The sequence below is a fragment of the Thioflexithrix psekupsensis genome (assembly GCF_002149925.1).
In the GTDB taxonomy this organism is placed as follows: domain Bacteria; phylum Pseudomonadota; class Gammaproteobacteria; order Beggiatoales; family Beggiatoaceae; genus Thioflexithrix; species Thioflexithrix psekupsensis.
Genome location: NZ_MSLT01000019.1, coordinates 33,775 through 46,305, shown reverse-complemented (window position 1 = coordinate 46,305; position 12,531 = coordinate 33,775). Strand labels below are relative to the sequence as shown.

The 12,531-nt window shown below is 42.7% G+C and carries 10 protein-coding genes; 6 read left to right on the top strand and 4 right to left on the bottom strand.

Translation table 11 applies throughout. The features are described 5' to 3' along the window. Window positions 1–3: 3 nt before the first annotated feature. The 4 genes from TPSD3_RS12325 (at window position 4) to TPSD3_RS12310 (ending at window position 3,651) form a co-directional block, all read left to right on the top strand. Entirely contained in the window at window positions 4–792 is a 789-nt protein-coding gene (locus tag TPSD3_RS12325) for a TatD family hydrolase (RefSeq protein WP_086488844.1), read from the top strand. 63 nt (window positions 793–855) lie between these two features. Beyond that, complete coding sequence (locus TPSD3_RS12320) at window positions 856–2,565, top strand: tetratricopeptide repeat protein (RefSeq protein ID WP_086488843.1); 1,710 nt, start codon at window positions 856–858, stop codon at window positions 2,563–2,565. A gap of 15 nt (window positions 2,566–2,580) precedes the next feature. Next, the gene (locus TPSD3_RS12315) at window positions 2,581–3,327 is read left to right on the top strand and encodes a 16S rRNA (uracil(1498)-N(3))-methyltransferase (protein WP_086488842.1); all 747 of its coding nucleotides are present in this window, start codon (window positions 2,581–2,583) and stop codon (window positions 3,325–3,327) included. A 48-nt stretch (window positions 3,328–3,375) separates the two neighbouring features. Then, the gene (locus TPSD3_RS12310) at window positions 3,376–3,651 is read left to right on the top strand and encodes a DUF6489 family protein (RefSeq protein ID WP_086488841.1); all 276 of its coding nucleotides are present in this window, start codon (window positions 3,376–3,378) and stop codon (window positions 3,649–3,651) included. A 14-nt stretch (window positions 3,652–3,665) separates the two neighbouring features. On the opposite strand, the gene TPSD3_RS12305 is transcribed toward TPSD3_RS12310, so the two are convergent. Together TPSD3_RS12305 and TPSD3_RS12300 are read right to left on the bottom strand one after the other, a co-directional pair. Continuing rightward, window positions 3,666–5,444, bottom strand: coding sequence for an ATP-binding protein (locus TPSD3_RS12305; protein WP_086488840.1), 1,779 nt, complete (start codon window positions 5,442–5,444; stop codon window positions 3,666–3,668). Between the two features lie 141 nt (window positions 5,445–5,585). Continuing rightward, window positions 5,586–6,026: a rhodanese-like domain-containing protein gene (locus TPSD3_RS12300; RefSeq protein WP_086488839.1), complete on the bottom strand. Its 441-nt coding sequence runs from the start codon at window positions 6,024–6,026 to the stop codon at window positions 5,586–5,588. 306 nt (window positions 6,027–6,332) lie between these two features. On the opposite strand from TPSD3_RS12300, the gene TPSD3_RS12295 reads away from it, so the two are divergent. After that, window positions 6,333–7,106: an SHOCT domain-containing protein gene (locus TPSD3_RS12295; RefSeq protein ID WP_086488838.1), complete on the top strand. Its 774-nt coding sequence runs from the start codon at window positions 6,333–6,335 to the stop codon at window positions 7,104–7,106. A 44-nt stretch (window positions 7,107–7,150) separates the two neighbouring features. On the opposite strand, the gene TPSD3_RS12290 is transcribed toward TPSD3_RS12295, so the two are convergent. Together TPSD3_RS12290 and TPSD3_RS12285 are read right to left on the bottom strand one after the other, a co-directional pair. Next, window positions 7,151–8,221 (bottom strand): CapA family protein, encoded by a 1,071-nt coding sequence (locus tag TPSD3_RS12290; protein WP_086488837.1) that lies wholly within the window; start codon window positions 8,219–8,221, stop codon window positions 7,151–7,153. Beyond that, window positions 8,211–10,283, bottom strand: a complete 2,073-nt coding sequence (locus tag TPSD3_RS12285) for an NlpC/P60 family protein (protein WP_176329865.1) — start codon at window positions 10,281–10,283, stop codon at window positions 8,211–8,213. The genes TPSD3_RS12290 and TPSD3_RS12285 overlap by 11 nt, the downstream gene beginning before the upstream one ends. 690 nt (window positions 10,284–10,973) lie before the next feature. On the opposite strand from TPSD3_RS12285, the gene glnA reads away from it, so the two are divergent. After that, window positions 10,974–12,383 (top strand): glutamate--ammonia ligase, encoded by a 1,410-nt coding sequence (gene glnA / locus TPSD3_RS12280; RefSeq protein ID WP_086488835.1) that lies wholly within the window; start codon window positions 10,974–10,976, stop codon window positions 12,381–12,383. The last annotated feature ends 148 nt before the right edge of the window (window positions 12,384–12,531 follow it).

The following is a 12,531-nucleotide window of genomic DNA, read 5'->3' as shown; positions in this document are numbered from 1 at the left end:
ATAATGTCATTTTTAATTGACAGTCATTGTCATTTTGATGATGTGCAGTTTGATGCGGATCGGGAATTGGCTTTGCAGCGGGCGCATGCTGTGGGTGTTAAAGCACAAGTTTTGCCTGCTGTTACGGCGGCATTATGGCCTAAATTAAAAGAAATTTGTGAGTTTTACCCTAACTTATTTCCTGCGTATGGTTTACATCCCATTTATTTGGCTCAACATGATATGCAAAACAATATTAAACAATTGGCCGATTATTTAACGCAAAATAAGGCTGTGGCGATTGGAGAATGTGGCTTGGATTTTTATTTAAAAGAGCTGGATGAAAAACAGCAAATAACTTTATTTTTAGAACAGTTATATTTGGCACAGCAGTATCAATTGCCTGTGATTATTCATGCGCGTCGTGCGACGGATAAAGTACTTTATTATTTACGTAAAATAACAGGAATTCGTGGCGTGCTGCATAGTTTTATTGGCAGTGAGCAGCAGGCGTGGCAATTGATTGATTTAGGTTATTATTTTAGTGTGGGTGGCCCTGTGACTTATCCCAGAGCGCAACGCTTGCGAGCGTTAATTAAAATATTGCCTTTGGAACGATTGTTAGTGGAAACGGATGCGCCTGATCAGCCCTTATGTGGGCGACAAGGACAGCGTAATGAACCTGCTTATTTACCCGATATTGTGGCGATGATTGCGCAATTGCGGCAGCAATCTTTTGCAGAAATTGCCACAGCCAGCACAAAAAACGCCATTGATTTATTTCGTTTGCCTTTATCTCATGAATCGATTTGAATAAACTGAGAATAAAACTTTTTTGGATTTTATCTTTTTTATCTTTAATGATGGTAAATTTTTATGCAAATTCCACGCAGTTCTGATCCCCTATTTAAAGATCGTTTAGTGATCGCCAATTATGAAGAAGAACAAGTAGAATCTGGAGGAACAAAATGGTTATTTATTTTGTTATTTCTCGCTGCCATTGCGGCGGCTGTGTACTTTTTTTGGCCGCAATTAGAACCGCATTGGGATCAGGCGATAAAAAATTATTTCCCCACAGAAAAAACCGTAGATCATAGCGATCAAAATGGGGTCGTGACCTTAGCCCCTTATACCCAGCCCCGCGTTGAAAATGAACCCCAATCAACCACTGAACCCGTTAAACCCGCGGAAAAGCCCGCTGAGGCTGCGGGCGCAACAGAACTGAATCCAGCAACAGTCACGCCTGCGCCACTGCCCCGTGAGGAAACTCCGCCAGTGACTCCGAATGAATCGGTTATTGTTGAGACCAAACCGACGGAATCGCTTGCTCAAACTAATCCGATTACTACGGTAGAAAATACTCCGAATGAGACACCTGTGGTGACGTTAGAAACCGTAGAAAATGATCCCGCTCCCGCTGCGCCAATAACAACGACAGCACCTTTAGTAGAAACTCAGCCTGTTGTCGAAACAAATCCCCCTGAAATTACGCCAATGACTATCCCATCTCCAGTTAATGCGGAAGCGAATATTGAGGCTTTAAAAAATAAAGCAAAAATGCAAATTAAACGCACTCGTTTTACTTCTCCCGCAGGTGATAATGCCTATGAGACGGCGCAAGAATTGCGGGCATTAAATGCTGAGGCGGCTGATGCGATTGTGGCAGAAATTACGGCGTGGTATATTGAACGTGGTCAGTATTATTTAGAACAAGATCGTTTCTTTCCACCGGGTAAAGGTAATGCTTATACCATTTACCAAATTTTAGAAAATATTGCTCCCCAAGATACGCACACGAAAGAATTGCGCAACACGTTAATCACGCAGCAAGAAAAACTTGCTAAAGAGCGTATGAGAGACAATAAATTGATTGCGCCTGAGGGAGACAGTGCTTTAGATGTTTATCAAGTATTAGAACAATATTTTCCGCAAGATAATGCCACTAAAAAATTAAAGAAAACATTGGTCAATACCTTAGTTCAACGCGGACAACGGCAAATTAATCAGCGTAAATATACCACGCTTGAAGATGACAATGCTTATGACACTTATTCGGCGATTTTACAAATCGAAATTGATCACCCTAAAGGCATCGCAGGATTTGAGCAAATTATCAATGAATACATACGGTTAGCACAACAACGCGCTCGTCAAGGACGTGAAGAGCATGCGTTAAATCTGATTGAAAGTGGTTTGCGCATTGCGCCTAGTAATAAGAGCTTATTGGATTTAAAAGCTAAATTAACCAATACCCAATCAAGTGCTGAATCTATAGAGCAGAATAAAACTCAATTGTTGGCTTTAATGAAACAACAATTGTCATCGGGTCGTTTAACGCGTCCTCGCGGCAATAATGCCACAGAAACGTATCAACAATTGCAAAAATTATTGCCTGCCAATAATGCTCAAACTGCCGCATTGGCTAAACAATTAGGTGATGCCTATTTTAATATGGCACGACAACAATTAGTGGATAAGCGAGCAGAGCAGAGCTTGAAAACGGTGAATCAAGGATTAATTGTGGTGGGAGAGCATGAACAATTATTGCGCTTTCAACAAGAATTACAAACCGTATTGGATCAATAATCTAGGACTGGCTTTATGCGAATTTCGCGGGTTTATCTTGATGCCGTTTTAACTGCCCATCAAGAAGTACGCTTACCCTTAGAAACTGCTCATTATTTGCTTCATGTTTTACGGCTAAAAGTAGGCGAATCGCTGATTGTTTTTAATGGCTTAAATTGGGATTATCATGCCACTTTAATTCATGCCGATAAAAAAATGGCTATGTTGCAATTGCATGAAGGCTATTTTGTCACGAATGAATCGCCTTTAGAAACGGTATTGGTGCAGGCATTGGCTCGACCCGAACATATGGATTATAGCCTGCAAAAAGCAACAGAATTGGGGGTGACGCGAATTGTTCCTGTGATCACCGCCCGCAGCCCGCCTGTGGATAACGCCCGACGTGACAAGCGACAAGGACATTGGCTGCGAATTGTAGCCAGTGCGTGTGAGCAGTGTGGACGCGCTTATTTGCCGCGTTTGGACGAATTGCAACCTTTGGATGCAGGCTTGCGGAGTGTACAAACGGATTTGTCTTTGGTTTTAGACCCCAGCGCAGAGAATTATCTCACTGATTTCAATGAAATAAAGGTAAAATCAGTGGCGGTCTTAATTGGTGCGGAAGGAGGCTTGGCTTCGGAAGAATTGGCGATGGCCACCCAAATGAATTACAAAAAAGTGCGTTTAGGTACACGAATTTTACGCACAGAAACGGCTTCAAGTGCTACACTGACACTATGCCAGTGGTTATGGGGAGATTGGCAGCCTTTGAAGCGTATTTAAATAAACATTGCATTATCATTACTTTCCTTTTTAAAAGAGCTTTACGCGATGAAAATAAAAATCGATATTGAAGCAACACCACAAGAATTACGCAATTTTTTTGGCTTGCCCGATTTAACGCCATTACAAGACGAAATGTTGGAAATTATCCGACGCAATATGTCCGCGGGAGTGGAAGGCTTTGACCCTGCGACGCTCATGAAACCTTTTTTACCTGAACATTTGCAAGCCCTCAGTACCTTGCAAAAAACCATCTGGCAAGCCATGATGGGACAATCGGGCAGTAAAAAAGAATCTGATGAAAAAGACTCGCATCATCAATAAATTTCTTTTGATTGTTAATTGTTTTTAGCGGCAATTAAGCCTTTTGCCAACGCATCGAGTTTACTGGATAATTCTTCACGGGAAATGGGTTTGCTTAAATAATCATTCATTCCTGCTTTTATGCAAGATTCTCGGTCGCCTTCCATGGCATTAGCGGTCATGGCGATGGTGTGGGGTTGTGTTTTTAATTCGGATAATTGGCGAATGCGTCGGGTGGTTTCTAATCCGTCTAATTCGGGCATTTGTACATCCATTAAAATTAAATCATAAGTTTTTTGGGTTAATGCCGTTAAAACTTGCGCACCATCGCACGCTAAATCTGCTTCATAACCAAGTCGTTTTAATAATAACAAAGCCACTTTTTGGTTGACGGCATTGTCTTCTGCCAATAAGATTCGCATAGATGAAGTTGTCATTGTTTCAGTGGTGGTAGGAGTGGATAGAGAAACCACAGGAGATGTTGCCGCGACACTGCCATAAGAAGACTGATGAATGGCTTGTGCTTGGGTGGCTAAACTCTGGGCTAATAATTTAAATAATTTTCCATATTTAATCGGTTTCGTTAAATGATAATGAAAAATATTATCTAGCGGGAATTCAATGCAATATTGTGGGGGTAGCATTAAAATCACTGGGGTTTTGTTCTGTTGGCAACAGGCCAGTATTTGGGTGCGTTTTTCTGCATTAAATGGCAATAGATCAATTAAAGCAAAAGTGCAATCTGCCTGCATTAAACGGGCTAACATAAAAGGCAATGTTTGGCACATTTCTAAGCGCAATCCCCAACCTAATAATTCTTGTGATAATAAGCTAAGATTATTATGATTTTCGCTGTAAATTAATAAGGTTTTATCTTGTAATTGGGGTGAAATCTGTTTTAAGTAATAATAGGGTTTGGTGCGATTTGATTCGGCACGAATGGAGAAATAAAACGTTGAGCCTATGCCAAATTCGCTTTCGACCCAAATTTCTCCCTGCATTAATTCGGTTAAGCGTTTGCAAATGGTTAATCCTAATCCTGTGCCGCCATATTCTCTAGTTGTAGAACTGTCAACTTGGGAAAATGATTGGAATAAGCGGTGCATTCGATGGGGAGGAATGCCAATTCCCGTGTCTTGAACTGCAAATAAAATGTCGTGATGGTGGGTTTCTTCTTGAGACAAAGCCCGCGCCGAAACCTGTACGGTCACCTCGCCGTGAGCGGTAAATTTGACGGCATTGCTTAATAAATTCACCAAAATTTGTTTTAAGCGCGTACTGTCTCCCACGACAATATCAGGCGTATCTCGGTGAATGTGATAAATTAAATTTAAGCCTTTTTCAAAGGCTTTATTACTGACTAATTCTAATGATTCTTCTACACATAAACGCAAATCAAAAGCACGTTGTTCTAGTTCTAATTTACCCGCTTCTATTTTGGAAAAATCTAAAATATCATTAATTAAAGTTAATAAAATTTCACCGCTGTTACGGATAGTTTGGACATATTCTTGTTGTTCTAAAGTAAGCGAGGTTTCTTGCAATAAAGCAGTCATGCCAATTACGCCATTTAAAGGGGTGCGAATTTCGTGGCTCATATTGGCTAAAAATTCGGATTTAGCGCGGGTGGCTTCTTCTGCAATTTCTCTGGCGGTGATTAACGCTTCTTCCACCGCGTCGGCGTGTTCGGTGGTGGTTTCTAATAACAGTTCTAAATCTGCTTTTTCGCGGCGCAACTGCTCAACCAATTGCCGCAAATCGGTTAATTCATCGAAATGGACAGATGGCATCACGTCGTCGCTGTCGTAGCTCATGAAGTTGGCGATCACTTTTTTGATGTTTTCTTTGCAGAGAAATAATTGTTTTTTATTGCTTAACCACGACGGAGAATAATTATAAATCGAGTTTATATTATCCTCCGTGAAATTTTTTAACTTAATTTTTTTAATAAGTCATTAACACTGTTCCCACGGCAGCCCATGAAATCGCCAACCGCCTAAAGTGCTGCGATGGTGTTCATGATCCAATGCGCCTTCAAACCCTTCTAGCACATTGTAAACGTGCTTAAACCCTTCTTGTACCAGCAGTTTTCCCGCTTCTAACGAGCGCGCCCCGCTGCGGCAAATTAACAGAATCGGCACACTTTGCACGGGATGATTGGGGTCTTCAATATCATCAATAATTCCCCCCAAAACCACTTTACGCACATCTCGAACAAAATGAGGATTTTGCACCCATTCAGGGCCATCAATCCAAGAAATATGAATAGCTCCTTTAGGGTGGCCAATAAATAAAAATTCCATTTCTGAACGCACATCAATTAACACTGTTTTAGGGTTTTCTTGTAATAATTGCCATGCGTCTTTGGGCGTGATTGAAAGAACACCGTCAGTCATTTTTTCTTGCCTCGCGGGCTAATTTTAACTGTTTTTTCGGGCTTGATACAGTCAAAATAAGGGGTGAATGGAAAAGTTAGCTTTTTTTATCGTTAAAATAAAGGGATAAAATCAATACGTGCGGATAATCTAAAAAAATACGCACTTTTGATCAGGCCAATTATAGACAATTCAATCAAGCAACACAAATAAGCAATTGCTTCTACAATTATTTTATGATTAATACAGGCTATTTTGTAGATAAAAATTGATATGATTGAATGACACTACCATATTGGTGATTCACACAATGGGGAGTTTAATGAAATGAATTTAACTGAGCAAGGTGAATACCTTGTCAATGACCTGTCACGACGCTATGGCGTGAGCGTAGATGCAGTAACAACCCTGTTACAAGCCGTGTTGAATGGCAATGGCACGATGGCGCAATTTTCTCACCCTGAATTAGGAGGCAGCGGCCAGTGGATGCAAGGGGGCATGACCATGGTGGGGGATATGTTTAATTATCAGTTGAAAACACTGGTCAATGGTTTATGTTCGGAATTGTCGCAACAATTGGCTTCGCAAACGCTTATTAAGCCGCTTCCTGTTGCGTCTGGCGGTGGTTATGGGATGTCATCAGGGAATAATTGGTGGCCGTCTGAATTAGGTTATCCGTCAGCCAGCGGCTCGCAAAATCAAATGCGTTACGCCTATTTTTCCGATAAACGACGTTTAGCGTTACAAATTAATGGGCAGCTTTCTGTTTACGATACCCAAGATCACGCTATCTCTGGTTTTTCGCAGCAGCAAGGGTCGGGTGGTTCTGTATTGTTTAACAGTCAATATGGGACGGTAGATGTCTTGCGTTTGCCTTTGCTGCGGGGATCAGGCACTTTGCCGAATTCATCCAATGTGTCTTATTCCCCTGATTCGTCTAACAATTCGTCGAATTTACCGCCCGCTGAGTCCTTTTCTGATTCAGCCGCAGAAAGCGATATTTTCGGCAAAATTGAACGTTTGGCCGAATTGAAACAAAAGGGGATTTTATCTGAAGAAGAGTTTTTGAAGAAGAAAGCAGAATTGTTAGCGCGGTTGTAATTTTTTCCGTTGAGACACACGCCCGTGCGTCTCAACGGGCTAAATTAACGTTTTTGTTCAATCCACCCGGAATCATTGATGAGCAACTTTTGTTCGGGAAAATCGGTTTGTGTCAATTTCTGGAGCAGTTTCAAGACTTGGTTTGAATCATCTAATAACACTCGTCCGCGTTTTTCTTGGCGGGTCGAGGTGACGTGGGCTTTGACAAATTCGCCACTGGGTGTAACGTGTACAGTAATAATTGGAGCAACTCCATTGGGTCCGCTGACGTTAAATGGGCCATAAGTGCAGAAATTACCCAGACTATAGGCGATAAAACGATCTTGATACACTTCCACCGCACGAGTCACATGAGGCCCGTGTCCAAAAACAATGTCCGCCCCCGCATCAACCACCGCATGAGCAAATTCATACACATTGCCGCGGTTTTCTCCGTAAAACGTTTCCATGCGACGGGTGACACGCTGGTGCGATCTGCCCTCTGCACCGCCGTGGAAAGACACTATCACAATGTCACTGTTATTCGCCAAATCGCGCACAATACGCTGGGCAGTCGGAATATCACGCAGATCAGCCATGCCTTGATTGGCGGAAAAAGCCGCAAAACCATAACGTACTCCATCCTTGACAAAAGTCACTGAGGGACGTTCTTCTGAGCCTGCGTATTCAATTCCCATTTCACCTAAGAGACGTTCGGTATTTTTGAAGCCTTGCAAGCCAAAATCGCGGGCATGATTATTGGCCACGCTCATGACATCAAATCCGGCCGCCGGCAATAGTGGCGCAAGATATTCTGGCATCCGAAACGCAAAACAATTTTTACAACCCACTTTGCTGCTCTGTCCGCCGTCCAAAACCGCCCCTTCCAAATTCCCAAAAGCCAGATCAGCTTCCTGTAAGATACTTTGTACCGCTTTCATCAAATCTTGCCCTTGATTGGGGGGGAGATCGTCTTGGGGATAATCCGTACCCAACATGACATCGCCCACACCCGCCACTGTGATTACTTCTTTCGCAAAAACAGTGGCATGAACATTCAACAGCAACAGAATCAAGAAAAGACCACGAGCGGGTTTTAACGCGCCATTCAAATGAGCAAAAGTATTAATTAACATGACGACCGCCCCCCACGAAATAACGACGATAATAAGAATTATCTAAACTGGTAATGGTGACGGGTTTGCGGCTGGATTCGGCATGGATAAACTCATTATTGCCAATATAAATGCCGACGTGATCGATATAACTATGTCTCACGCGGAAAAACACCAAATCACCGGGTTTTAATTCTTTCCGGGAGACGGGTTTGGCGCGGGCATATTGTTCACGTGCTGTGCGGGGTACTTTGACTCCGGCTTTGCTCATGTTGTAGTAGACAAAACCACTGCAATCAAACCCCGTTGCGGGGCTAGTGCCGCCATAACGATAGCGCGTTCCCAATAAACTGCGTGCGCTGGCTAAAATCACTCTTGCCCGTGAATCATTAGGTATTTCAACAGGTGACCATTGTGGTGCGGTGGATTTAGCGGTTAATTTAGGTTGAGTTTGGCGGTTTTGGGTGCGCGTTACGGCGGTAGCTGTGGCTGTGGCAGTGCTTGTGCTGCTTTGGCGGGTTTGCGTGGTGCTGGATCGGGTTGAAGTGGATGCCGTAGAACTGGCGTTGTTACGGGTATTATTTGCCGTTTGAGTTGTGTTACGGGTAGCGTTGGCTTGGGTTTGTCGGGTGGTTTCTCGACTGGCGGCGGTGCTTGCCACATTATTGTTACGTGGCTTGTTGGCTGTGGTGGACGGCGTGGTGCGGGTATTCGATGCGGTTGCCGTATTTTGCCGAGTGGTGCTGCGCGCAGACGAAGCCGCAGGGGCTTGTGCCACAATGACGGGGGCAGCGGGTGGTTCAGGATGCTTGGGATCGTTTAAGTTAGGCTGTATCCAACTTAACAGAGCCGTTTCGTCTTTTTCTTTAAAAAAGAGGTTATGCACATTATCCGGGTGCATTTCCCAATTTAATTTGACCTTACCCAAAGCCACAGGAATATCTTGAGTCAAGGCTTCCTTCTTAATACGACAAGACCCATTTAATTGCGCAGTCAGCTTTTTAAAGGCTTCTTTGCCTGCGGTTGTGGGATTGTAGTAATCGCTGCGTCGATTATCGCTATCGGTTAAGCGAACGGCATAATGCGGCTTATCGGCATGAACAAATTCTGCGGCTAATATATCGCCTATTTCTACTTCATTTTCAAACACGTATTGCTGATAAATTAAAGTAAATTGATCGCCTTTTTTCAAATTGCGCAGTCTAAAATCATCACTAAAAATATCTCTTAATTCTAAGATTTGATGGCTGGCCAATCCTGCTTTTTGTCCATCAATGTACAGCGAATTTTCCACGCAACCATGCACGTAAACTAAACGCGGTTGCAATTCACGCTTACGAATTTCTTCTACAAATTTACCGTCTTTGCGATAAATGTGCAGTTCATGTTCAAAATCAAGCGTAAGAACCAAATCTTCTAAATTTCCCGCTTCGTCGCGTTTAATACGTAGATTTTGTTCAGGGCTGAGTCGTTCTAGGCGTTTGCTGTAGGTGCCGGTGGCCAGAATTTGGTACAGTTGGGGCTTATTTAATTCGTGTCGTTCAAAGATAGTCGAGAGATTATCACCCGACCCCACATTGACTTGTAACCAAGGAGAGAATGGTTCGTCGGGAGAAGCCGGAGAGGGATTGAGCAAAACACCACTGATTGGGTCATACAAAGCGATGCTTTCTTCAATCTCTGCGTCGCGGGCATTGTCTTCCTCGCGGGCGGTTTCTTCTAAAAATTCGGCAAAATGCTCAACGCTAAATGATTCCAACTCGTCTATAGAGACAGGTTCACGCGCTAAGGTTTTTAAACTGGCTTCAGGGCTTTTGTCTCCGCCCAAAAAAGCGGGAGGATCGTCGTAATAAACCCTTGAGTTGGCCGCAATCCACCACAACACCAGCACCAACAAACAAGTGAATAAAATCAGCAGCCGTGATCGGGATTGATGCACGCTGGCCGAGCTTTGTAGCCCTTGTTCCAAACGATAACCATGCTCCCCTAATTGTGGAGACAATTGCAGGATGCGCTCAGCTTGAGGCTTGGCGGAATCGGCGTTTTTAAATAAAAAACGGTCATATTCGCCACGTTGGTTCAAAAAGCTGGTTTTTTTCTTGAAGTGTTTATAGTAATTCATTGTCTCTGAACGTAGTTTTAAGTGAACGAGCCTGAAACATATCGCAACTGCCCTATTCAGTCAATCACCAGAAAAGGGTTTGTGGCGGGGTTTAAGATCGTGAAATTGAAAAAAACTATAGTAAAAGTAAATTATTTCAAGATATTTAAAAATGTGACTTGCTTTATCAGGGGAATTTGACCTGTTCAAGCGGGTAAAGGTTTTTTAGGTGATAAATCGCTGGTGGCGCGTTTAGGTCTCCTCATTAACAAAATCAATGGTAGGTATTTTTTTCAATAGACGGCAAACCCATCGTAGAAATCAGTGATACTCTAGTGATTGTTAAATAGACCTGATTATTATGCCAGATTTGGATGTAGATAGCAGCAGTGAAAACGCACTCATTTAAAGCAGAGTTATTTTTTAAATGCACCAAAATAACGCATTTCTGCTTTAATTTGGCTTTAATTACACAATAATCTGTTGATTTTAAAATAAATAATGACTGGTATAATCTGTGCATTATGGCACGCGATTTACGCACCGTCTCTTAACGAAATCACTTGCCAAGCGTCAAGTTTTAGACTCAAAATAGCAGCCGTGTTGTCACGCACTGGTTTCGACCAACCGGCTCAACCCAACGTCAATAATAAATCCTTACAGGAGTCAATTATGTCTGGTAAAAAAACCCTAGAACTCATTGAAGAACATAACGTTAAATTTGTCGATTTTCGCTTCACTGACACCAAAGGCAAGGAACAACATGTCACTGTTCCTTCGCATACGATCAATGAAGATATTTTTGTGGATGGCAAGATGTTCGATGGTTCTTCAATTTCTGGTTGGAAGAGCATCAACGAATCAGACATGATCCTTATGCCCGATGATGAGACCGCGGTGATCGATCCATTCTCTGACGAAGTCACGTTAAACGTGCGTTGTGACGTGATTGAGCCTGCCACCATGCAAGGTTACGAGCGTGACCCGCGTTCTGTGGCTAAACGCGCTGAAGCCTATTTAAAATCCACCGGGATTGCCGATAGCGCACGTTTTGGGCCGGAAAACGAATTTTTCATTTTTGATGACGTGCGTTGGCACTCAGAAATGCGCGGTTGTGGTTACGAAATCGACTCACAAGAAGCCGGTTGGAACTCGTCAAAAACTTACCAAGATGGTAACTTCGGCCATCGTCCCGGTGTAAAAGGCGGTTATTTTCCCGTGCCTCCGGTCGATTCATTGCATGACATTCGTTCTGCGATGTGTTTGACTTTAGAAGAAATGGGCTTGGTTGCTGAAGTACATCACCACGAAGTTGCCACCGCCGGCCAATGCGAAATCGGTGTAGGCAGCAATACGTTAGTGAAGAAAGCCGATGAAGTGCAAATTCTTAAATACGTGATTATGAACGTCGCACACGGTTATGGCAAAACGGTTACTTTTATGCCTAAACCCATCGTAGGCGACAACGGCAGCGGGATGCACGTGCATCAATCTCTGTCTAAGGATGGCGTAAATATTTTTGCGGGCGATAAATATTCAGGTTTATCCGAAACTGCATTGTATTATATTGGTGGCATTATCAAACATGCTCGCGCTTTAAATGCGTTCACCAATCCCAGTACCAACAGTTACAAGCGTTTAGTGCCACACTTTGAAGCTCCTGTATTATTGGCTTATTCAGCGCGTAACCGTTCGGCTTCAATTCGTATTCCTTATGTACCCAGTCCAAAAGGCCGCCGCATCGAAGTACGTTTCCCTGATTCCACCGCGAATCCTTATTTAGCGTTTTCTGCGATGATGATGGCAGGTTTAGACGGCATCATGAATAAGATTGATCCGGGCGCGGCGATGGATAAAGATTTGTACGATCTGCCACCAGAAGAAGAAGCCCAAATTCCAAAAGTGTGTTTCTCATTGGAACAAGCTTTAGAATATTTGGATAATGATCGTGAATTTTTATTGGCAGGTGGCGTGTTCACCAATGATTTGATCGATGCGTACATTGCGCTGAAAATGAACGATGTCACTCGCGTTCGTATGACTACGCATCCGGCTGAATTTGATATGTACTATAGCTTGTAAAATTATTTATTTTACTTTATCTTAGTTGTAGTATTAAGGGACAAAACCAATTTTTAAGGTTTTGTCCCTTTTAGCTTGTCTGGAAATTCTGAAATTCTGATTCAGATAAAAAATTTTTAATTCCATAAACTTTAATTGAAATATTAAA

Excerpts from the sequence above, each read along its gene's own strand:
- TPSD3_RS12300 (WP_086488839.1), bottom strand. The coding sequence starts at position 6,026 with ATGACTGACGGTGTTCTTTCAATCACGCCCAAAGACGCATGGCAATTA.
- TPSD3_RS12320 (WP_086488843.1), top strand. The coding sequence starts at position 856 with ATGCAAATTCCACGCAGTTCTGATCCCCTATTTAAAGATCGTTTAGTG.
- TPSD3_RS12295 (WP_086488838.1), top strand. The coding sequence starts at position 6,333 with ATGAATTTAACTGAGCAAGGTGAATACCTTGTCAATGACCTGTCACGA.
- TPSD3_RS12315 (WP_086488842.1), top strand. The coding sequence starts at position 2,581 with ATGCGAATTTCGCGGGTTTATCTTGATGCCGTTTTAACTGCCCATCAA.
- TPSD3_RS12305 (WP_086488840.1), bottom strand. The coding sequence starts at position 5,444 with ATGAGCTACGACAGCGACGACGTGATGCCATCTGTCCATTTCGATGAA.
- TPSD3_RS12290 (WP_086488837.1), bottom strand. The coding sequence starts at position 8,221 with ATGTTAATTAATACTTTTGCTCATTTGAATGGCGCGTTAAAACCCGCT.
- TPSD3_RS12310 (WP_086488841.1), top strand. The coding sequence starts at position 3,376 with ATGAAAATAAAAATCGATATTGAAGCAACACCACAAGAATTACGCAAT.
- TPSD3_RS12325 (WP_086488844.1), top strand. The coding sequence starts at position 4 with ATGTCATTTTTAATTGACAGTCATTGTCATTTTGATGATGTGCAGTTT.
- glnA (WP_086488835.1), top strand. The coding sequence starts at position 10,974 with ATGTCTGGTAAAAAAACCCTAGAACTCATTGAAGAACATAACGTTAAA.